Source organism: Mycobacterium bohemicum DSM 44277 (assembly GCF_001053185.1).
Classification (GTDB): Bacteria; Actinomycetota; Actinomycetes; order Mycobacteriales; family Mycobacteriaceae; genus Mycobacterium; species Mycobacterium bohemicum.
The window spans coordinates 1,418,868-1,439,471 of sequence record NZ_CSTD01000001.1 but is presented as its reverse complement, the minus strand read 5'-3'; the positions used below and the strand labels follow the sequence as shown (position 1 = coordinate 1,439,471).

The following is a 20,604-nucleotide window of genomic DNA, read 5'->3' as shown; positions in this document are numbered from 1 at the left end:
GGAGTCAGAGCCAGCCGGTGCGGGCGGCGGCGACCGGCTCGGGCGGTGCCGGGGCCAGTTCCCCGTCGCGCACGCGCTCGAGCATCCGTTTGACGACGGCGACGATCTCCGGGGCGGCCGAGGCGAGTCCGGTCAGGTCGGCCTCGGTGACCTCGTCGAGGTCGACGCCGGCCCGGGCCAGCACCGCGGCCGGGTCGGCCAGCTGGCCGGCCAACCAGGCCGACGGGTCGGCGGTCAGCTCGGGGACGAAATTCCGCCGTCCGGGTTCCCAGCCGTCGAAGCGGGGATGGTGATGGGCCCGGTCCAGCGTCCCCGGCGGGCTCTCGGTCGACCCGAACAGGTCCACTCGCCACAACGGGCGGGTGAAGGCGATCGGGACGCCGGCGTAGATCGACCCCCGGGGTTCGCCCCGGTCGACCATGCGGAGTTCCAGCCTGACCCCGCGCTCCGGGGTTTCCTGACCCTCCAGCGGGTTGGGGTCGACGAAATACATGTCCCCGACGACCACACCGATGGTTTCGAATCCGAACGCTGCGAACATGGCGTGCCTTTCCGTGTGCCTACTCGAGCGTAGACCCGTGGGTGGGTAAGGGCCGTCGCACCAACGCCTTTGGCTCAGAGATTCACTCGGGGATGAGGGTCGTGATGCAGAACGGATGACCCGCCGGGTCGATCAGGACGCGCCAGTTGTCGGGATTCGGCTGCACGTCGGCCTTCGCGGCGCCCAGTCCGATGATCCGGGCCTCCGCGGCGTCGAGGTCCTTGACCGCCAATTCCAGGTGCAACTGTTTGGGCACCGCGCCGGTTGGCCAGCTGGGGGGCTGATGATCGGCGACGCGTTGAAACGTCAACAGCACCCCGGCGCCTTGCAGCGCGACGAAGTCCTCGGAGGAAAACATCACCCCGACGTCCAGAACGTTCTTGTAAAAGTCAGCCAGCGCAGCCGGATCCGCACAATCGATCGAGACTGCGCCCAAACGAACGTCGCCCATTGATCCTCCTGGTCGCGCTTCACTGCCGATACGCCCAAGTGTTGCACGCGGCGCCGACAAGACGGCCGTCGTCGAAATGCCGAGGGCTTCGGTCAACTACTGAATGGCGATGCGCTGACCTGCTCAAACTCTGTGGAGCTAAGGGGATTCGAACCCCTGACAATTCGAGCAAAAAGGCCTCCGGGCGGCGCAAACTGCCGCTACGCTGCGTTACGCCAGGCCTGGCTGTGCTGGCGTTATGCACGCGCGTGTTACGCGGCGAACAGCGCTGGGCGCCACCACAGACAATTATGGCAACGATTCAGCATTCAGCACTCCCAGCCAGTCGTCGGTGAAACACCACGGTCGTCCGTTCGGGGCGTATCGCTTGGCGAGTTCGGGGACTCGCGCGTGGTCGCGGACGGAAAAGCCGACCGCGTTGAGCGCGTGTGTGAGTTCGGTCCGCGACAAGGCGGTACGCCAAGGCTCGCCGCGGCGGCGTACCAGGCGGGCGGTGCGGCGTGCACCGATGAGTGGATGCGTTCCGGTGACGGTCTCGGGGTCGCCGTGGTCGGTGACGAGGAGACTTCCGCGCGCGCGCATGCTGGTCAGATCGGCCAGAGTGCGGTCAATCGCGGTTCGCGTGAGGTAGACAGAGACTCCGATCCACACGACCAGGCACGGTCGTGTCGCGTCGAATCCCGCCTGTGCAGACGCTGCGGCAGCCGATCGGATTCGAAATCGCACGAAACCCAGTGCACTCGCGAGTCGACAGCACGGTGGGCGCGGTCCAGGAGTCGTCGCTTCTGTTGCGGGATTGTGGGGGCGTCGACCTCGAAGATAGCGGGCCCGGCATCCGTGAAACGTGTGCGCAAGCTGGTGGTGTCGAATCCCGCGCCCAGCAGGATGATCTGGGCCCCAGCCCAGACAGACGCGGGCAGGCGAGGTTGACCACATGTGAGGCGTCCTATTGGATTTGCACACGTGCCGGAGGTGAGCGCGCGATCGTTGACAGCAGGCTAGGAGGGATATCGTGGCACAAGGTATCGCATTGTATTCACAAGTTGCGGCGACCCTACTCATCGCTGGAACTCTAGTTGTGTATATGCGCCAAGCTGGCCTAATGAAGGGAAGTCTTGAAAGTTCACATCTTCAAATAGCTGATTTGCAAGAGACACGTTCTCGCCAGCAATTATATCAGGTCTTCATCCTGCTAACCGACATGATAGACGATTTGGAAAGGGTGCTGTCACTTAGGAATAAGCCCCACACAAATTGGACAGCTGAAGAGAAAAGTTCAGCTTTTAAAGTTTGCACGAGATTTAATATTGTCGGAATATTGGTGGCCGAAAACATGATTAGAGTCGATTTGCTAGCTGAGGGTTGGTACTACAGCATTCCGACGACTCATAAAATTTTGATGCCGTATTTAAAGGTCATCAGAGACGAGCGAAGCCCGTACTATTGGAGCGCGTACGACTATTTAGCCGACGCGGTATCAAAACATACGACGGATTTTAGGGGATTTCCACACCAGACTGCGGTGGGGCGAGATGGCAGCGCTGCGGGTGCAGGATTTTGGCACGCTGCCGCTCATCACCTCGCCGCATTCCCGCGGTGCGGTGATAGGTGCCGCTGAAGCACAAGCCGCTGGACTGCCCGCCACAGAACTAAATCCGACGTGTGAGCAATGGCGGCGGATCTGGGATCTATGGACTCACTACTTCGCAAGTTCGATATACCAGCTTAGAGCTTATGAAGGGGCCAAAGCCTCGCAGATCTATCAATACGACGACTAGCGACATTGTCGCCAGCACTGGACACGGCGATTCGGGCCGTCGCTGGCACCGCCTAAATCTGTTGGTTGTGATGGTCACCGGAAGTCTTGCGCGTGATTTCCTGCGCGATTTGGGGGTTCGACACTCGGATTCAGCTAACCACCATTATAGCCTCTAACTGGTTCTTCTCCGGTGGAGCTAAGGGGATTCGAACCCCTGACCTTCTCGATGCGAACGAGACGCGCTACCAACTGCGCCATAGCCCCTGATCGCTAGCAGGCTACCAGCCGCCGCGCCAACCGCAGAACCGCTACTGGCCGACGGCCCGCGGCAGGTCGCGCGACCACCCGTAGACCCGCGCCGGCATCGCGTCGTCGAGGTGCTCGAAGATCGGGTCCTCGTCGTCGATCTCCAGCACGACGGCCCCGGGGCGCCTCAGGCGCGAGGGGACCACGTCGTAGTCGCGGTCGTAGGCGTTCTCGACGCCGAGCCGTGCGCGCGCCATCCGCTGCATCCGGCGCCGCCGCACCCTCTCCTCGATCCGGGTCTGGCGCCGCAGGTAGGCCAGGTAGAGCACGGTCACACCGGTGGCGGTCCCGCACACCCACCACGCGCTCGACGACACCTCGAACGCCGCGGTGGCCGAACCGACCAGAATCACGGCCATCACCATGAGCACCCGCTTGCGGAACGCGTACTTGCGGGCGCTGACCGCGGCGGCCTTCTTGGTGTCGAACCGGCGCCGCCGCGAGCGCGGCGCCACGTTCGCCCACTCGGCTTCGTCGTCGTGGTCGTCCGCCTCGGGCTCCAGCCCCGAGGAGTCCTCGACGTACTCGTATTCGTCGGCCGCCGCCTCGTCCTCGTCGCGGCCGACGGCCTCCGGCTGCGTTTCGGGCTCCTCGGCCTCTTCTTCGTCGGCGGCGACGACAGCGGACTCGGAGGCGTTCTCGGCCTCGGCCTCGGCGGCGGCCGCCGGCAGGGCCGCCGACTCCTCGATGACGTCCACGTCGATGTAGTCGGGCTCGGTGGTTTCGTCGACCGTCATCCGCATGACCACGGGCCGGGTGCGCTCCGCCTCGTCGGCGTCGGCGTCCGCGTGCTCGTCTCCGTCGGAGTCGGCGAACTCGGGCTCCGCCGGTTCTTCCTCCGGCTGCCAGTCGGGGTCGCTGCGGTGGCCCGCCGCCGGACCGCTGCGCTTGATCAGCCGGGCACCCGCCCCGCCGTTGAGGACACGGGTCGCCAGCGCGACGTCGCTGGTGCGCCGCACGGCGTCGCGTTTGCTGACCAGCATCGGAACCAAGACGAAGAGCCAAAGCACCACGAGCGATATCCACAACAATGATTGCGGGATGCTGGGCATGTGACTTGCTCCTTACTCGTCCCGATCCCCTCGCGGCCGAGTGACCGTCGTGGCGAGATCGCGGTGACCAGCACAATTACACACCTGTAATTTCGCTCTCACAAGCACCACAAGTCACTCGTGTCGCGGTAGCCACAACACCGCGGCGGCGAACGGTCACGCCCATCGCGCATGACCGGCCTGGACCAGCGCCGATGCCATGGACCCCTGCACCTCTTCCACGGTGATCGCCATGAGCAGATGGTCCCGCCACGCCTTGTCCACCTCGAGGTAGCGCAGCAGCAGGCCCTCCTGCCGGAACCCCACCTTTGCCAGAACCGCCCGGCTGGCTGCGTTCTCGGGACGCACGGTCGCCTCGACCCGATGCAGCATCACCGGCCCGAAGCAGTGGTCCACCCCCATCGCCAGGGCGGCCGTCGCCACGCCCCCGCCGGTCGCCGACTTGGCGACCCAGTAGCCGATCCACGCCGAGCGCAGCGCCCCATGGACGACGTTGCCGATGGTCAACTGCCCGCAGAACCGCCCGTTGAGCTCGATGACGTAGGGCAGCATGCGCCCCTTGCGCGCCTCCGCGCGCAGGCCCGAACACAACACGGGCCACGCCGCGACCGAGTGGCGGACCGTCCAGTCGTCCTCGGCGCTGGGCTCCCAGGGCTCCAGGTGAGCCCGATCGGCCAACCGGGTCCGGCTCCACTGGGCGCCGTCGCGCATCCGCACCGGCCGCAGCCGGACGACGCCCGAGGGAACCCGCAGCGGCCCCACGTTCAGCGGCCAACCGGGGTGGCGGGCGTTGGTACGCAAGAGGTTCACGCGCGCGGGCGGTCTTCGGCTCAGCCGCGCTGGGCCAGGAAGGCGACGTCGACGACCTCGCCGGTGCGAATCTGCTCGGCGCCGGTGGGCACCACGACAAGGCAGTTGGCCTCGGCGAGGGTGGCCAGCAGATGCGACGACGCGCCGGGAGCGCCGCCGAGCGCCTGCACCAGGTATTCGCCGCTCTCCTGGTCGCGCATCAGCTGCCCGCGCAGGTAACCCTTGCGCCCCGCGACCGACGTGATGGGCGAGAGCGTGCGGGCCTGCACGACGCGGCGCATCGGCTGCCGCTTGCCCAGCGACAACCGGATCAGCGGCCGGACCATCACCTCAAAGACCACCAGGGCGCTGACCGGGTTGGCCGGCAGCAGAAACGTCGGAACGCCGTCACGGCCCAGCTGGCCGAAGCCCTGCACGGACCCCGGGTGCATGGCGACCCGGACCACCTCCATCTCGCCGAGCTCGGACAGCGCCGACCGGACCGCCTCGGCGGCCGCGCCCCCGACCCCGCCGGCGATCACCACCACCTCGGCGCGGTTGATCTGCCCCTCGACCACCTCGCGCAACTCCTGGGGGTCGCTGCTGACGATGCCGATGCGGTTGACCTCCGCGCCGGCGTCGCGGCCCGCGGCCGCCAGCGCATAGGAGTTGACGTCGTAGACCTGCCCGTTTCCCGGGGTCCGGGAGATGTCGACCAGTTCCCCGCCCACGGCCATGACCGTCAGGCGCGGACGCGGATGCACCAGCACCCGTTCGCGGCCGACCGCCGCCAGCAGCCCCACCTGGGCCGCCCCGACGACGGTTCCGGCCCGCACGGCGACGTCGCCGGGCTGCACGTCGTCACCCATGCGGCGCACGTAGGCGCCCGACGGGGCCCCGCGATAGATCCGCACCCGCGACGTCCCGCCGTCCGTCCACCGCAGCGGCAGGACGGCGTCGGCGAGCGTGGGCAGCGGCGCCCCGGTTTGCACCCGGACGGCCTGCCGGGGCTGCAGCCGGCTGGGTGTGCGCGTCCCGGCCTCGATGGTGCCCATCACCGGCAGGACCAGCCCGTCGCGGAGGTCCTCCTCGGTGTGGGTGTCATCGACGGGTGCGGGCAGCCCGTCGACCCCGACCTCCCCGACCCCCAGCACGTCGACGCTGCGCACCGCGTAGCCGTCGATCGCGGCCTGGTCGAACCCCGGCATCGGCCGCTCGGTCACCACTTCCTCGGCGCACAACAAACCCTGCGCCTCGGCGATCGCCACCCGGATCGGCCGCGGGGCAACCGCGGCGGCGGTGATCCGGGCCTGCTGCTCCTCCACAGAACGCACGGCGTGCCTTTCTGCCCTCTGATGCCGTGACGGGCCCGGCTAGCGCGCGGTCAGGCCCAGCCGCTGGACCAACCACCGCCGCAATTCCGGGCCGTAGTCGTCACGATCCAACGCAAAGTCAACCGCAGCTTTGAGGTAGCCGCCGGGATTTCCCAGGTCGTGTCGAGATCCGTGGTGCACGACGACGTGGACGGGGTGGCCCTCCGAGATCAGCAACGCGATCGCATCGGTGAGCTGCACTTCGCCGCCGGTCCCGGGGTCGATGCGGCGCAGGGCGGAGAACACGGCACGGTCGAGGATGTACCGGCCGGCCGCGGCGTACAGCGACGGAGCGTCCTCCCGCCGGGGCTTCTCGACCATGCCCTTGACCGTCAGCACGTCGGGATTGTCGTCATCGGGGATCGGCTCGACGTCGAACACGCCGTAGGCGCTGATCTCCTCGGGGGTCACCTCGATGGCGCACAACACGGTGCCGCCGTAGTGCGCCCGCACCTTCGACATCGTCTCCAGCACGCCGGTGGGCAGCACCAGGTCGTCGGGCAGCAGCACGGCCACGGCGTCCTCGTCGTCGGACAGTCTGGGCTCCACGCATCCGATCGCGTGCCCCAGTCCCAGCGGTTCGTACTGCACGACGGACTCGACCTTGATCAGCTGCGGGGCCCGGCGGACCTTGGCCAGCATCGCCTTCTTGCCCCGCTCCTCCAGAGTGCTCTCGAGCACCAGGTCCTCGACGAAGTGCGCGACGACGCCGTCCTTGCCCTCGGAGGTCACGATGATCAGCCGCTCGGCGCCGGCCTCGGCCGCCTCGGCGGCGACGAGCTCGATGCCGGGAGTGTCGACGACCGGCAGCAGCTCCTTGGGCACCGTTTTCGTCGCGGGCAGAAAGCGGGTACCGAGTCCGGCCGCGGGCACGACCGCCGTGCGCGGAACCCCCGCAATTGGGCATGACATCGTTCACACCATAACCGCCATTCGCTTTTCCGAGTCGATGTGGCGGCGCGAACGCCCGGCCTGTCATCGTTGACGAATGCCGACCGCGAGCAAGGCCGCGTTGCGAGAGCAGCTGCTCGCGGGCCGCCGGGGCGTCGACGACGAGGTCCGGGCCGCAGAGGCGCGACTGCTCGGCCGCCAATTGGAGCAGGTGGTCCCGCGCGGCGCCACGGTGTGTGCGTACGTGCCGGTGGGAACCGAGCCCGGGTCGATAGACATGCTCGACACGTTGCTGCGCCGGTCGGCGCGGGTGCTCCTGCCGATCGCCCGCACGGCCGCCGACCAGACCCCGCTGCCGCTGTCCTGGGGCGAGTACCTGCCCGGCGCGCTGATGCGCGGCCGCTGGGGTCTGCTGGAGCCGCCCGAGCCGCACCTGCCGCCGTCGGCCCTGGGCGAGGCCGTCCTGGTGCTGGTGCCGAGCCTGGCGGTGGACCGCCGCGGCGTGCGGCTCGGCCGCGGCGCCGGGTTCTACGACCGCTCCCTCGGTGAGCGCAACGCGCGGGCCCGGCTGGTCGCGGTCGTCCGCGACGACGAGGTGCTCGACGAGCTGCCGGCCGAGCCGCACGACGTCCGCATGACCCACGCGATCACGCCGCACGGCGGGCTGATCGCCCTGTTTTGCGGGGGACGCGCCGGGGAATGCGACACATCACGTGGCGGTTCTAGCACTTGAGACGTTAGAGTGCTAATCAGGGTTTTGACCATCCGGAGGTTTTTGTGCCGACTTACACCTACGAGTGCACCGAGTGCGGCGACCGCTTCGACATCGTGCAGGCCTTCAGCGACGACGCGCTGACCACCTGCGAGCGCTGCGCGGGACGGTTGCGGAAGCGCTTCAACTCGGTCGGCATCGTGTTCAAGGGCAGCGGCTTCTATCGCACCGACAGCCGCGAATCCGCGAAGAGCTCCACCAACGGGTCCGCCAAGAGCGACAACGGGTCCGGTTCCGGATCGGCGGAGAAGTCCACCGAGAAGTCCACCCCGAGCGAGAAGTCGGGATCGGGCGAGAAGTCGGCCAGCAGCAGCACTCCGTCGACCGCGGCCGCCACCACCTGACGAGTTATCCACAGCCGGCCTCGCGCCGGACCCCCGCACGGCGCGCCGCGCCTACGGTTGCGCCGTGGGCGACTCCTCGCTGAACGCAACGCTGGTGCGCCGCCTGTCGGCATCGCTGCGCCCGGACTGGACCCGGACCGTGCGGGCCCGCCGGGCGGCCGCGGGCTTACTGGTCGCGGTGGCCGCCGTCGCGGCGCTGCGCCCCGACCCCTCCGGCGATCGCGCCGAGGTGGTGGTGGCCGCACGTGATCTGTCCCCGGGCACCGCGTTGACGGCCGACGATGTTCGGCTCGAAAAGCGTTTGGCCACAAGCGTTCCCGACGGTTCCCAGGCCGATATGGTCGCCGTGCTCGGCGCGACGCTGGCCGGCCCCGCGCGGCGCGGCGAAGTCCTCACTGACGTCCGGCTGCTGGGCAGCAGGCTCGCCGAGGCCGCGGTCGGGGCGAAGGCCGGTCCCGGCGCCCGCATCGTGCCGCTGCATCTGGCCGATGACGGCCTGGTCGACCTCGTCCGCGTCGGCGATGTCGTCGACGTGCTGGCCGCGCCGACCGGCAACTCGTCCGAGGGCACCCAGCCGGCCCCGCGGGTGGTGGCGACCGACGCCGTCGTCGTTCTCGTGTCGGCGAGGCAGAAAGGCCGGGCAGAGGAGGGCGACCGCGTAGTCTTGGTTGCGCTGCCGGCTCGCGTAGCGAACACGGTGGCAGCCTCAGCGCTGGGCCAAGCGGTGACCCTCACCCTGCACTGAGCCCCTGCCCGCCGCCCGGTATCGGACCCGCAGCAAACCTTGTCCAGTCCAGAAAGGGCGCTGCAATGTTCAAAGGATTCAAGGAGTTTCTGTCCCGGGGCAATATCGTCGACCTCGCCGTCGCGGTGGTCATCGGTACGGCCTTCACCGCGTTGGTCACCAAGTTCACCGACAGCATCATCACGCCGCTGATCAACCGCGTCGGCGTCAAACAGAACTCCGACGTCGGCGTCCTGAAAATCAGCATCGGCGGCGGCCAGACCATCGACCTGAACATCCTGCTGTCGGCCGCGATCAACTTCCTGCTGGTCGCGTTCGTCGTGTACTTCTTCGTCGTGCTGCCCTACAACACCCTGCGCAAGCGCGGCGAGGTCGAGCAGGCCGACGACGCCCAGATCGTCCTGCTCACCGAAATCCGTGACCTGCTCGCGCAGAGCAACGGAGGCTCTTCGGGCAGGCACGGCGGCGCGGAGACGACACCGCCGCCGGACCACGGGCCCCGCGCGGACGCCGAGTCGCGATAACGTCGGACCCGGTCAGATCTCGAGGCTCGACAACTGCCCGATGATCTGCGCGGCCAGCGGATTGAGCGTCGCCATTCCGTCACGCACGGCGTAACGGGAACCGGCGAGGTTGACCACCAAGGTGCTGCCGGACACGCCGGCCAGGCCGCGGGACAGCCCGGCGTCGATGATTCCGGCCGACAGGCCCGACGCCCGGATCGCCTCCGCGATGCCCAGGATCTCGCGGTCCAAAATCTCGCGGGTGGCCTCGGGGGCGACGTCGCGCGGCGTGACTCCCGTCCCGCCGACGGAGACCACCAGATCCACCCCGCCGATCACCGCGGTGTTGAGCGCGTTGCGGATCTCGACCTCGTCGGCGGCGACGGCCACCACGCCGTCGACGACGAATCCCGCCTCGGTGAGCAGCTCGGTGACCAGCGGTCCGCTGTGGTCCTCCTCGTCGCCGTGCGCGGTGCGGTCGTCGACGACCACGACGAGCGCCCGGCCGACCACCAACTCCGCGCCCGCTTCCAGGGGCGCCACCGCGTAGCCCAGCTCGGACAGTCCCGCGGCAGAGGGCTCATCGACTCGCATTACTGATCCGCCTTCCCGAGGACGACCGCAACGGTGCGGCTGCCGCCAGCGGGATCCTGGAACGTCAGCGTCACCTTGTCGCCGGGCGATTTGGAACGCACGGCCGCCACCAGGGCGTCGGCGCTGTTGATCGGGCGGTCGTCGACCTTGGTGACGACGACCCCCTTGGGCACCCCCGCCGCCGCGGCGGCGCCGCCCTGCACCACGTCCATGACCTTGGCGCCCGGCGTGCCCTTGTCGGTGGACACCTGGACGCCCAGCGACGCGTGCGTGGCCTTGCCACTGGTGATCAGCTCGTCGGCGATGCGCTTGGCCTGGTCCACCGGAATCGCGAAGCCCAGGCCGATGGAACCGCTCTGCGCGTCCGGGGAGTCAGCGCCCAGGGTCGCGATCGCCGAGTTGACTCCCACCAGCTGCCCGCTCATGTTGACCAGCGCACCACCGGAGTTGCCGGGGTTGATCGCGGCGTCGGTTTGAATCGCGTCGAGCACGGTGTTCTGGTTGCCCGACTCACCGGTGGTCGACACCGGCCGGTTCAGCGCGCTGACGATCCCGGTGGTCACCGTGCCCGCCAGACCCAGCGGCGAGCCGATCGCCACGACCGGCTGGCCGACCCGCAGATCCGACGACGACCCCAGGGAGATGGGGGTCAGGCCGGACACGCCCTGCACGCGGATCACCGCGATGTCGCTGGTCGGGTCCGCACCGACCACCGTGAAGGGCGCCGTGCGGCCGTCGGAGAAGGTGACCGTGGTCTTGGGCGCCGGCGCGGCGGGACCGCCGGGCGCATTCCCCGCGTGTACGGGCGCCAGGCCAGCGAATACGTGATCCGCCGCGGCATGTCGCAGATCGGCGTGCCGTACTCCTGGGGCGGCGGCAACGCGGCGGGCCCCAGCAAGGGCATCGACTCCGGGGCCGGCATCACCGGGTTCGACTGTTCGGGCCTGATCCTGTACTCGTTCGCCGGCGTGGGCATCAAGCTGCCGCACTACTCCGGGTCGCAGTACAACCTGGGCCGCAAGATCCCGTCGGCGCAGATGCGGCGCGGCGACGTCATCTTCTACGGGCCCGGCGGCAGCCAGCACGTGACCCTCTATCTCGGCGACGGGCAGATGCTCGAGGCGCCCGACATCGGGCTGAAGGTCCGCGTGGCGCCGGTGCGCACCAGCGGCATGACTCCCTATGTGGTCCGGTACATCGAGTGGTGATCGAGTGAGTAGCAAACGAGGAGCCATGCGCCGCAAGCGGTTTGCCCTGTTCAACCTGGGCTGGGTCACCACGCTGGTGACCGGGCTGATGCTGTCTGTGGCGGTGTCGGCGGCCGCCCCGGCTCCCGTCGCCCAGGCCGACCCCGGCGCGTGGGATCCCACCCTGCCGGCGATGATCAGCGCCGGCGCCCCGGGCGACCCGCTGGCGGTCGCCAACGCCTCGCTGCAGGCCACCGCGCAAGCCACCCAGACCACCTTCAACCTGGGCAAGCAGTTCCTCGGCGGGCTCGGCATCAACATCGGCGGCGACCCCGCCCCCGCTCCGGCCGCCGCCACCAACCCCGGCGGCAAGATCCCGCGGGTCTACGGGCAGCAGGCGATCGAGTACGTCATCAAGCGCGGCGGCTCCCAGATGGGCGTCCCGTACTCCTGGGGCGGCGGTTCGCTGGACGGCCCCAGCAAGGGCGTCGGCGACGGCGCCAACATCAACGGCTTCGACTGCTCGGGCCTGATGCGCTACATGTTCGCCGGCGTCGGGGTGCTGATCCCGCGGTTCTCCGGCGACCAGTACAACGCCGGCCGCCACATCCCGCCGGACCAGGCCAGACGCGGCGATCTGATCTTTTACGGCCCCAACGGCAGCCAGCACGTCACCATGTACCTGGGCAACGGCCAGATGCTGGAAGCGTCCAGCCTCGCCGGGCACGTCACCGTCAGCCCGGTCCGCAAGCCCGGCATGACGCCGTTCCTGACTAGGATCATCGAGTACTGATCCGGCGTCGCGGCCTGGATGGGTCTTCTCCGGCGCGTGCCGGGCGGAACCACCAGCGTCGACGGAATCCGGCGGGCCTGGAATAGTTGGACCCGGGCACGTCGCTGCCCCACGACACCGGTCGTGCCAGCAGTGGTGTCCCATTGAGCCGTGGAGGGTAGTAGTACATGACAACAGCAGGCGGGCCGCCCCCGGGCGCCAGCGGTTACTCGGGCCCGGGCGCTCACGCCGGCCCCCCGACCCACGAAGGGCCGTCCGGCGGTGGTGACGGGCTGGCCGCAGACGTCCACACCCTGGAGCGCGCCGTCTTCGAGGTCAAGCGGATCATCGTCGGCCAGGACCAGCTGGTGGAGCGGATGCTCGTCGGCCTGCTGTCCAAGGGCCACGTCCTGCTCGAAGGTGTCCCCGGGGTGGCCAAGACGCTGGCCGTCGAGACCTTCGCGAAGGTGGTCGGCGGGACGTTCGCGCGCATCCAGTTCACCCCCGACCTGGTGCCCACCGACATCGTCGGCACCCGCATCTACCGGCAGGGCCGCGAGGAGTTCGACACCGAACTCGGGCCCGTCGTCGTCAACTTCCTGCTGGCCGACGAGATCAACCGCGCCCCGGCCAAGGTGCAGTCGGCGCTGCTGGAGGTCATGCAGGAGCGTCACGTGTCGATCGGCGGCAAGACCTTCCCGCTGCCCAACCCCTTCCTGGTGATGGCGACGCAGAACCCGATCGAGCACGAGGGCGTGTACCCGCTGCCCGAGGCGCAGCGTGACCGCTTCCTGTTCAAGATCAACGTCGGCTACCCGACGCCCGAAGAGGAGCGCGAGATCATCTACCGGATGGGCGTGCGCCCGCCGGAGCCCAAGCAGATCATGCAGACCGGCGACCTGCTGCGCCTGCAGGACATCGCCGCCAACAACTTCGTGCACCACGCCCTCGTCGACTACGTCGTGCGCGTGGTGACCGCCACCCGCCATCCCGAGCAGCTGGGCATGAACGACGTCAGGACGTGGATCTCGTTCGGCGCGTCCCCGCGTGCCTCGCTGGGCATCATCGCGGCGTCCCGGTCGCTGGCCCTGGTGCGCGGCCGCGACTACGTCATCCCGCAGGACGTCGTCGACGTGATCCCCGACGTGCTGCGGCACCGGCTGGTGCTCACCTACGACGCGCTCGCCGACGAGATCTCGCCGGAGATCGTCATCAACCGGGTGCTGCAGACGGTGGCCCTGCCTCAGGTCAATGCCGTTCCGCAGCAAGGCCAGTCGGTGGCCCCGGTGATGCAGGCCGCGGGAGCGGCCGGCGGTCGGTGACCGAACCCAAGGACCCGGCTCCCCGGCACCCGCCGTCGATGCAGCGCGGGCAGATCGTTGACCCGAAGCTGTCGGCGGCGCTGCGCAAGCTCGAGCTCACGGTCACCCGCAAGCTGGACGGCGTCCTGCACGGCGATCACCTGGGGCTGATCCCGGGGCCCGGTTCCGAGCCGGGCGAGTCCCGCGAGTACCAGCCCGGCGACGACGTCCGGCGGATGGACTGGGCCGTCACCGCGCGCACCACCCACCCGCACGTGCGGCAGATGATTGCCGACCGCGAGCTGGAGACGTGGCTGGTGGTGGACATGTCGGCCAGCCTGGACTTCGGCACCGTCGGGTGCGAGAAGCGCGACCTGGCCGTGGCGGCCGCGGCGGCGATCACCTGCCTGAACAGCGGTGGCGGCAACCGGTTCGGCGCGCTGATCTCCAACGGCGCGACCACGATCCGGGTGCCGGCGCGCTCCGGGCGCCAGCACGAACACACGCTGCTGCGGACCATCGCCACCACGCCGCGGGCGCCGGTCGGGGTCCGCGGGGACTTGGCGATGGCCATCGACGCCTTGCGCCGCCCCGAGCGACGTCGCGGCATGGCGGTGATCATCAGCGACTTCCTGGGCCCGATCAACTGGATGCGGCCCCTGCGTGCGATCTCCGCCCGGCACGAGGTGCTGGCCGTCGAGGTGCTCGATCCCCGCGACGTCGAGCTGCCCGACGTCGGCGACGTGGTGCTGCAGGACGCCGAATCCGGGGTCACCCGCGAGTTCACCATCGACGCCCAGTTGCGCGACGACTTCGCCAAAGCCGCCGCGGCGCACCGCGCCGAGGTCGCGCGCACGTTTCGCAGCTGCGGCGCCCCGGTGCTGACGCTGCGCACCGACCGCGACTGGATCGCCGACATCGTCCGCTTCGTCGAGTCCCGCCGGCGCGGGGCCATGGCGGGACGTCAGTGAGTTTGCCGTTCTTCGGCGCGATGTCGCTGTCCGGCTTCGCGCACGCGTGGTTCTTCCTTTTCCTCGTGCTCGTCGTCGGGCTGGCCGTGTTGTACGTGGTCATGCAAGTCGCCCGCCAGCGGCGGATGTTGCGGTTCGCCAACATGGAGCTGCTGGAAAGCGTTGCGCCCAAGCGGCCCTCGCGGTGGCGGCACGTGCCGGCGATCCTGCTGGTGGGATCCCTGGTGTTGTTCACGATCGCGATGGCCGGGCCGACCAACGACGTCCGCATCCCCCGCAACCGCGCGGTGGTGATGCTGGTGATCGACGTGTCGCAGTCGATGCGGGCCACCGACGTGGCACCCAACCGGATGGCCGCCGCGCAGGAGGCCGCCAAGCAATTCGCCGACGAGCTGACGCCGGGCATCAATCTGGGGTTGATCGAATACGCCGGCACCGCAACGGTGCTGGTGTCGCCGACGACGAATCGGGACGCGACCAAGAACGCGCTGGACAAGCTGCAGTTCGCCGACCGCACCGCCACCGGCGAGGGCATCTTCACCGCGCTACAGGCGATCGCCACCGTGGGCGCGGTGATCGGCGGCGGCGACACGCCCCCGCCGGCGCGCATCGTGTTGTTCTCCGACGGCAAGGAGACGATGCCGACCAACCCCGACAACCCCAAGGGCGCGTTCACCGCGGCGCGCACCGCCAAGGATCAGGGCGTGCCGATCTCGACCATCTCGTTCGGCACACCGTACGGGTTCGTCGAGATCAACGACCAGCGCCAGCCGGTGCCCGTCGACGACTCCACCATGAGGAAGGTCGCCGAGCTCTCCGGCGGATCCTGGTACAACGCCGCGAGCCTGGCCGAGCTGAAATCGGTGTACGCGAGCCTGCAGCAGCAGATCGGCTACGAGACCATCAAGGGCGACGCCAGCGTCGGCTGGCTGCGGCTCGGCGCCATCGTGTTGGCGTTGGCGGCGCTGGCGGCGCTGCTGATCAACCGCCGGCTGCCCACCTAGACCTCGCCGTTCTCCGGTGACCCCGGATGGTTCCCGTTGGCGGCGTTGCCGTTGCCGTTCTGGCGTTCGCGCAGTGCCGTCAGCGCGAGCTGTTCGACGGCGTGGGCGGACCGCAGCAGCGCGGCGGCTTCGGCGGGTGGATCGGCGAACAGGAAGCTGCCCGGGCCCGGCCGCCCGCCCATGCCAAGCTTGTTCAGCCGCTTGGGAATCGGGGCGCCCTGGTACTGCAGCGGGGTGGGGTGGCCGTGTTCGTCGACCGGGCCCAGCGGCTGGTGCACTTCGATGTACGCGCCGTGCGGCAAGCGCCTGATGATCCCGGTTTCGATGCCGTGCTCGAGCACGGCGCGGTCGCTGCGCTGCAGGCTGACGCACCAGCGATAGCTGACGAAGTAGACGATCGGCGGCAGCACCACCATCCCGATGCGCCCGACCCACGTCGTCGCGTTCAGGGACACGTCGAACTGGTAGGCGATGATGTCGTTGAACGACGAGAACGTGAGCACGATGTAGAACGCGATCGCCATCGCCCCGATCGACGTGCGCACCGGGGCGTCGCGGGGGCGCTGCAACAGGTTGTGGTGGGCGCGGTCGCCGGTGAACCGTCGTTCGAGGAACGGATACACGATGAGCGCGGCGAAGATGACGCCCATCAAGACCGCGACGGCCACCGCGGCCGGGATCGTGTGGTGCCAGAAGTAGAACTCCCACGCCGGCCACAGCCGGACCAGCCCGTCGGTCCACATCAGGTAGAAGTCGGGCTGCGAGCCCGCCGAGACCTGAGAAGGCGTGTAGGGACCCAGGTTCCAGATCGGGTTGATCTGCAAGAGCCCGCCCATGAGGCCCAGCAATCCCGCGACCGCGGCGAAGAAGCCGCCGGATTTCACGGCGAACACCGGCATCACCCGCACGCCGACGACGTTGTGTTCGGTGCGTCCGGGCCCGGGGAACTGGGTGTGCTTCTGAAACCACACCAGCGCCAGGTGCAGTCCGATCAGTGCGAGCATGATGCCCGGGAAGAGCAGGATGTGGATGGCGTACAGGCGGGGGATGATGACGTCGCCGGGGAAGTCCCCGCCGAACAACGCCCAGTGCAGCCAGGTGCCGATCACCGGGATTCCCAACGTGATCGAGGAGAACGCCGCCCGCAAACCGGTTCCGGAGAGCAGGTCGTCGGGCAGCGAGTAGCCGAAGAAGCCCTCGAACATGGCCAGGATCAGCAGCATCGATCCGATCACCCAGTTGGCCTCACGCGGCCGCCGGAACGCGCCGGTGAAGAAGATGCGCGCCAGGTGGACCATGATCGACGCGGCGAACAGCAGGGCGGCCCAGTGGTGGACCTGCCGCACGAACAACCCGCCCCGCACCTCGAACGAGATGTCGAGCGCGGACGCGTACGCCTTGGACATCTCGACGCCCCGCAGCGGTTGATAGACGCCGTTGTAGGTGACCTCCGTCATCGACGGGTCGAAGAACAACGTCAGGTACACGCCGGTGAGCAGCAGCACGACGAAGCTGTACAGCGCGATCTCGCCGAGCAGGAACGACCAATGCGTCGGGAAGACCTTGTTCAGCTGGCGGCGTATGGCCGCCGCCGGGTGATAGCGGCTGTCGACCGCCTCGGCCTGGTGCGCGAGGACCGTGCTCATATCGATTCTGGAACTCATATTTTTTCCCCCTCCAGGTGTGCCCCCTCCAGGTGTGGGACGAGCCGGGTATGCCGGTCGGACCAGAGGACGACCAGCGTGTGTGGGACCGTCAGGGCGAGCAGCAGGCGCAGCACCTCGGCCGTCGCCACGGTCGGGTTCGGTGCGGCCGCCGTGAACCAGCCGAGCGCGACGAACGCCGTCCACGCCGCAACCGACGGGACCGCCGGCCCGCGCTAAGCAGCGCGGCGCAGCCCGGTTCGGCGGTCAGCATCCGCGCGCAGTGCCGCGGCGAGTGCCAGCCGCCGAACCAGACGGCGAACGCGAGCAGCGGCGGCGCCAGCATCCCGACTGCGCCGACGAGCGTGACGTCGCAGGCGACCCCGGGACGGGCGGACCGCAGCGCGGCAAGCCCCGCGACCAGCGCGGCGCAGAGCCACGTCACCACGAGGCCGGTCTGCAGCGGCGCCCAGCCCAGCGCCCGCGCCAGACCCGGTGACACGGACGTCGCCACCGCGCTGAACTGGTCGCCACAACGGGCCAGCGGCAACAGCAGCGCCCCCGACCCGGCGACGACGATCGCCACGGCCTCCACGGCGGACGGGCGCCAGCCGGTGAGCCGGCGAGCGACCTCGAACTCGCCGAGGCCGAAGTGCAGCGCGCTCAGCGCCACAGCCGCGACCAGCGCAATCGGACCGGCCCACCGCAGCAGCGCCCATACACCGGCCGCGACACCGGCGTACACGGCGACGACGACCACCATGGGCCGGTCTCCGGCCAGCCGCGTGGCGATCACGTGGTCGGCCGCTCCGTGCGGGACCCCGGCCACCAGCCCCAGTCCGGTGACCGCCAGCACGACCGGCCCCGGAACGGCGGGCAGCCCGACGGCGTGGCCGCCCGCCACCACCGCCGTGCCGGCCAGCATCCACCGTGACCACCGGGTGGCGGTCGCCAGCGGAGGCCGCCCGGCAGGGGGCGGTGCGGGGTGCGGGACCGGAAGACCCGTGCGGCCTTCCGGTTCCGCGTGCACCTGCCTTGCGGGGTGGACCATGACGGGGGAGCGCGCTACGCCGTCGCCGCGGGTGTGCCGTCGTGGCCGGGACCGGCGAGCACCTTGGCCGGTTTGCCGCTGCCATTGCCCACGCCGTTGTGGGATCCGGCGGGCACGTCCGCGTGGGCACCCTCCTCGGCGGCGAAGCCGGGGTCGTCGGCCGCGGACTTCAGGCGGGCGATCTTGTAGATCAGCAGGCCGTAGAGGCACTTGGCCAAGATGTCGGCAACCGAGTAGCCGCCCTGCTTGGCCACCCACGCGGCCGCTCCGGCGTGAGACGCGTAGAGCGGAATGATGTAGGCCAGCGGGTAGACGCCCCAGGTGGCCAGCAGCAGGAACCGGATGCCGCTGACGGTGCTGCGCACGGCCGCCGGCTGACGATCCAGCGAGCGGGTCAGCTCGACGAACAGCACGTAGAGGATGTAGAGGAAGGGAATCGTGGACAGCAACCCGAAGATGTTGCGCACCGCGTTGTCGCCGCTGATCTCTCCGGGATAGCCCAGCCCGATCATCACGGCCGAAGCGGGAATGAGCCGGCGAAGCAGGGAACTCTGCAGCTTGCGGGCCAGCGCCAGCACGACGACGAGCTCCGTCAGCAGCAACGGCACGGTCAGCAGCCAGTCGACGTAGCGGTAGCCCTCGTTGAACGACTCACCGGCCGCCTGGACATAGGTGCCGCGCCCGCCCCGGGCCGTGGTCACGAACGCCTGCCTGAACGAGTCGAAGATGCGGAAGTAGTGGTAGGCGGCGATGCCGCACACGATCGCGGAGATCACCACGGCCTGCCGGTAACGGGCCAGCACCCGTCCCTGGGCCGCCAGCAGGAAGATCGCGGTGAACAGCTGCGCCGCGATCGAGAAGGAAAAGAGGTTGTAGACGGTGTCGTATTGGGAGGGGGTCAGTTCGTTGGGGATCATCGTCGAACCTTTGAACGTGCCGGATAGGACAGAACAGACAGTACACTAATGAACAAAGAGTACAGTAGTGGTAATCACGAACATTTCTGATCGAGCCGTTCATCGGGTAATTTTGAGCATCACCTGTCACACATCCAGACCGCGTGCAGCGCGAGAAGGGCGCGATCGATGACACCTGCCCACGGCGGCCACACGGACGCGCAGGGCGAGGACGCCCGCATCGTGCGCACCCGGGCGGATGTCGCGCGCACGGCATTCGACGTGCTCGTCGAGGAGGGCTCCGAAGCGCTCACGCACGCCCGGGTCGCCGAGCGCGCCGGGTACTCCAAGACCACGCTCTACAAGCACTGGCCGTCGAGGTCCGACCTGGCGGCCATGGCGCTGGTGGCGGTACGGGATTTCAAGCATCCCGAGCCCACCGGCGACCTCCGCGCCGACCTGATCGGGGAGCTGACGGCGTTTCGGCAGGGAGTCCTCGACCTGCGGCTCGACCGGGTGCTGTCGGCGATGGCGCAGTGGGCGACGGTCGACACGATGAGCCGGATCCGCAACGAGATCAACTCCGAGGGCCAGCGACCGATCCGGGCCATTCTCGCCGGGGCGTTCGAGGGCCCGGAGCTGGACGCGGCGGTCTGGATGCTCTCCGGGGTGGTCGCCTGCCCGTCGCTGATGTTCGGGACGGTGCCCGACGACGACGTCATCGAGGCGGCCGTCGACATCGTGCTGCGGGGCGCGGGCCGAGGCGGCGGACGCCCTTCGGACCCGAGTTGAGCCCCGACCCATTTCGGCCCCATTTCGGCCCCGCCGCGGCGAGGCGCTAGGTTGTCGGGGTGACTGAGACAGCCACCGAGACCGCCACCGACGCCGCATCCGCCTGGGGCAGACCCGCATTCGTGTCCCGTTCGGTCCTGGTGACGGGCGGAAACCGGGGGATCGGCCTGGCGATCGCGCAGCGGCTGGCCGCCGACGGCCACAAGGTCGCCGTCACGCACCGCGGATCCGGGGTGCCCGACGGGCTGTTCGGCGTCGAGTGCGACGTGACCGACACCGCCGCCGTCGACCGCGCCTTCAAAGAGGTCGAGGAGCACCAGGGTCCGGTCGAGGTGTTGGTGTCCAACGCCGGCCTGTCCGCGGACGCGTTTCTCATTCGGATGACCGAGGAGAGGTTCGAGAAGGTCATCAACGCCAACCTCACCGGGGCGTTCCGGGTGGCTCAGCGGGCGTCGCGCAGCATGCAGCGCAACAAGTTCGGCCGGATGATCTTCATCGGTTCGGTCTCCGGCACCTGGGGCATCGGCAACCAGGCCAACTACGCGGCCTCCAAGGCCGGCGTGATGGGCATGGCCCGTTCGATCGCCCGGGAGCTGTCGAAGGTCAACGTCACGGCCAACGTGGTGGCCCCCGGTTACATCGACACCGACATGACCCGCGCGCTCGACGAGCGGATTCAGCAGGGCGCACTGGAATTCATCCCCGCCAAGCGGGTCGGCACCGCGGCCGAAGTCGCGGGTGTGGTCAGCTTCCTGGCGTCCGAGGACGCCAGTTACATCTCCGGTGCGGTGATTCCGGTCGACGGCGGCATGGGCATGGGCCACTGATTTCAACCACGACGCGGCGGCGTCAACCACACAACGAGGA

Annotated in this window: 21 protein-coding genes, 1 tRNA gene and 3 pseudogenes; 12 read left to right on the top strand and 13 right to left on the bottom strand. The window is 69.0% G+C overall.

Annotated features, from left to right (window positions below; genetic code table 11):
* Nucleotides 1–4: 4 nt before the first annotated feature.
* From BN971_RS06535 to BN971_RS25635, 3 genes and pseudogenes are all read right to left on the bottom strand, one after another.
* Nucleotides 5–541 carry a hypothetical protein gene (locus tag BN971_RS06535; RefSeq protein ID WP_085181427.1) on the bottom strand — a complete coding sequence of 179 codons (537 nt, stop codon included), beginning with the start codon at nt 539–541 and terminating at the stop codon, nt 5–7.
* A gap of 82 nt (nt 542–623) precedes the next feature.
* The gene (locus BN971_RS06530; protein ID WP_085181428.1) at nt 624–992 is read right to left on the bottom strand and encodes a VOC family protein; all 369 of its coding nucleotides are present in this window, start codon (nt 990–992) and stop codon (nt 624–626) included.
* 288 nt (nt 993–1,280) lie between these two features.
* Nucleotides 1,281–1,873, bottom strand: a pseudogene (locus BN971_RS25635) (class I SAM-dependent methyltransferase).
* Nucleotides 1,874–2,004: 131 nt separating this feature from the next.
* Between BN971_RS25635 and BN971_RS24520 the strand changes: the two are divergent.
* Nucleotides 2,005–2,610 (top strand): hypothetical protein, encoded by a 606-nt coding sequence (locus BN971_RS24520; RefSeq protein WP_139027058.1) that lies wholly within the window; start codon nt 2,005–2,007, stop codon nt 2,608–2,610.
* Nucleotides 2,611–2,942: 332 nt separating this feature from the next.
* On the opposite strand, the gene BN971_RS06515 is transcribed toward BN971_RS24520, so the two are convergent.
* The 5 genes from BN971_RS06515 to BN971_RS06495 all read right to left on the bottom strand — a co-directional run bounded on the left by BN971_RS06515 (nt 2,943) and on the right by BN971_RS06495 (nt 7,183).
* Nucleotides 2,943–3,015 (bottom strand) — tRNA-Ala (locus tag BN971_RS06515).
* Nucleotides 3,016–3,059: 44 nt separating this feature from the next.
* On the bottom strand, nt 3,060–4,109 hold the full coding sequence (gene sepX / locus BN971_RS06510; RefSeq protein ID WP_085181431.1) for a divisome protein SepX/GlpR: 1,050 nt from the start codon (nt 4,107–4,109) through the stop codon (nt 3,060–3,062).
* Nucleotides 4,110–4,265: 156 nt separating this feature from the next.
* Nucleotides 4,266–4,919: a GNAT family N-acetyltransferase gene (locus tag BN971_RS06505; protein ID WP_211279816.1), complete on the bottom strand. Its 654-nt coding sequence runs from the start codon at nt 4,917–4,919 to the stop codon at nt 4,266–4,268.
* 20 nt (nt 4,920–4,939) lie between these two features.
* Complete coding sequence (gene glp / locus BN971_RS06500; RefSeq protein ID WP_085181432.1) at nt 4,940–6,232, bottom strand: molybdotransferase-like divisome protein Glp; 1,293 nt, start codon at nt 6,230–6,232, stop codon at nt 4,940–4,942.
* Between the two features lie 39 nt (nt 6,233–6,271).
* The gene (locus BN971_RS06495) at nt 6,272–7,183 is read right to left on the bottom strand and encodes a UTP--glucose-1-phosphate uridylyltransferase (RefSeq protein ID WP_085181433.1); all 912 of its coding nucleotides are present in this window, start codon (nt 7,181–7,183) and stop codon (nt 6,272–6,274) included.
* A 76-nt stretch (nt 7,184–7,259) separates the two neighbouring features.
* Here BN971_RS06495 and BN971_RS06490 point away from each other — a divergent pair, with 76 nt between their 5' ends.
* From BN971_RS06490 to mscL, 4 genes are all read left to right on the top strand, one after another.
* Nucleotides 7,260–7,895 carry a 5-formyltetrahydrofolate cyclo-ligase gene (locus BN971_RS06490; protein ID WP_085181434.1) on the top strand — a complete coding sequence of 212 codons (636 nt, stop codon included), beginning with the start codon at nt 7,260–7,262 and terminating at the stop codon, nt 7,893–7,895.
* A 44-nt stretch (nt 7,896–7,939) separates the two neighbouring features.
* On the top strand, nt 7,940–8,278 hold the full coding sequence (locus tag BN971_RS06485) for an FmdB family zinc ribbon protein (RefSeq protein WP_085181435.1): 339 nt from the start codon (nt 7,940–7,942) through the stop codon (nt 8,276–8,278).
* Between the two features lie 64 nt (nt 8,279–8,342).
* Nucleotides 8,343–9,023 carry an SAF domain-containing protein gene (locus tag BN971_RS06480; RefSeq protein ID WP_085181436.1) on the top strand — a complete coding sequence of 227 codons (681 nt, stop codon included), beginning with the start codon at nt 8,343–8,345 and terminating at the stop codon, nt 9,021–9,023.
* A gap of 65 nt (nt 9,024–9,088) precedes the next feature.
* Nucleotides 9,089–9,547: a large-conductance mechanosensitive channel protein MscL gene (gene mscL / locus BN971_RS06475; RefSeq protein ID WP_085181437.1), complete on the top strand. Its 459-nt coding sequence runs from the start codon at nt 9,089–9,091 to the stop codon at nt 9,545–9,547.
* A 12-nt stretch (nt 9,548–9,559) separates the two neighbouring features.
* Here the strand turns inward: mscL and BN971_RS06470 are convergent, their stop codons facing one another.
* Nucleotides 9,560–10,120: a MogA/MoaB family molybdenum cofactor biosynthesis protein gene (locus BN971_RS06470; RefSeq protein WP_085181438.1), complete on the bottom strand. Its 561-nt coding sequence runs from the start codon at nt 10,118–10,120 to the stop codon at nt 9,560–9,562.
* Nucleotides 10,120–10,908: pseudogene (locus tag BN971_RS06465) on the bottom strand (S1C family serine protease); the annotation flags it as partial. The pseudogene BN971_RS06465 and the gene BN971_RS06470, both read right to left, overlap by 1 nt.
* On the opposite strand from BN971_RS06465, the pseudogene BN971_RS06460 reads away from it, so the two are divergent.
* The 5 genes and pseudogenes from BN971_RS06460 to BN971_RS06440 all read left to right on the top strand — a co-directional run.
* Nucleotides 10,894–11,328 (top strand): annotated as a pseudogene (locus BN971_RS06460) (NlpC/P60 family protein); the annotation flags it as partial. The pseudogenes BN971_RS06465 and BN971_RS06460 overlap by 15 nt on opposite strands.
* Nucleotides 11,329–11,353: 25 nt before the next feature.
* Complete coding sequence (gene ripB, locus BN971_RS06455; RefSeq protein WP_085179984.1) at nt 11,354–12,100, top strand: NlpC/P60 family peptidoglycan endopeptidase RipB; 747 nt, start codon at nt 11,354–11,356, stop codon at nt 12,098–12,100.
* Nucleotides 12,101–12,267: 167 nt separating this feature from the next.
* Nucleotides 12,268–13,401, top strand: a complete 1,134-nt coding sequence (gene moxR1 / locus BN971_RS06450; protein WP_085179985.1) for a chaperone MoxR1 — start codon at nt 12,268–12,270, stop codon at nt 13,399–13,401.
* Nucleotides 13,398–14,351, top strand: coding sequence for a DUF58 domain-containing protein (locus BN971_RS06445; protein WP_085179986.1), 954 nt, complete (start codon nt 13,398–13,400; stop codon nt 14,349–14,351). The genes moxR1 and BN971_RS06445 overlap by 4 nt, the downstream gene beginning before the upstream one ends.
* Nucleotides 14,348–15,355, top strand: coding sequence for a VWA domain-containing protein (locus BN971_RS06440; protein WP_085179987.1), 1,008 nt, complete (start codon nt 14,348–14,350; stop codon nt 15,353–15,355). Before BN971_RS06445 ends, BN971_RS06440 begins: the two co-directional genes overlap by 4 nt.
* Here the strand turns inward: BN971_RS06440 and qcrB are convergent.
* From qcrB to BN971_RS06425, 3 genes are all read right to left on the bottom strand, one after another.
* The gene (qcrB, locus tag BN971_RS06435; RefSeq protein ID WP_085179988.1) at nt 15,352–17,019 is read right to left on the bottom strand and encodes a cytochrome bc1 complex cytochrome b subunit; all 1,668 of its coding nucleotides are present in this window, start codon (nt 17,017–17,019) and stop codon (nt 15,352–15,354) included. The two genes, BN971_RS06440 and qcrB, sit on opposite strands and share 4 nt — an antisense overlap.
* Nucleotides 17,020–17,110: 91 nt before the next feature.
* Complete coding sequence (locus BN971_RS06430) at nt 17,111–17,923, bottom strand: beta-carotene 15,15'-dioxygenase, Brp/Blh family (RefSeq protein ID WP_170322113.1); 813 nt, start codon at nt 17,921–17,923, stop codon at nt 17,111–17,113.
* A gap of 140 nt (nt 17,924–18,063) precedes the next feature.
* A complete protein-coding gene (locus BN971_RS06425; RefSeq protein WP_085179990.1) occupies nt 18,064–18,966 on the bottom strand; it encodes a bacteriorhodopsin-like in 903 nt (300 codons plus the stop codon).
* 168 nt (nt 18,967–19,134) lie between these two features.
* Here BN971_RS06425 and BN971_RS06420 point away from each other — a divergent pair, with 168 nt between their 5' ends.
* A complete protein-coding gene (locus tag BN971_RS06420; RefSeq protein WP_085179991.1) occupies nt 19,135–19,737 on the top strand; it encodes a TetR/AcrR family transcriptional regulator in 603 nt (200 codons plus the stop codon).
* Nucleotides 19,738–19,796: 59 nt separating this feature from the next.
* A complete protein-coding gene (gene fabG1 / locus BN971_RS06415; protein ID WP_085179992.1) occupies nt 19,797–20,564 on the top strand; it encodes a 3-oxoacyl-ACP reductase FabG1 in 768 nt (255 codons plus the stop codon).
* The last annotated feature ends 40 nt before the right edge of the window (nt 20,565–20,604 follow it).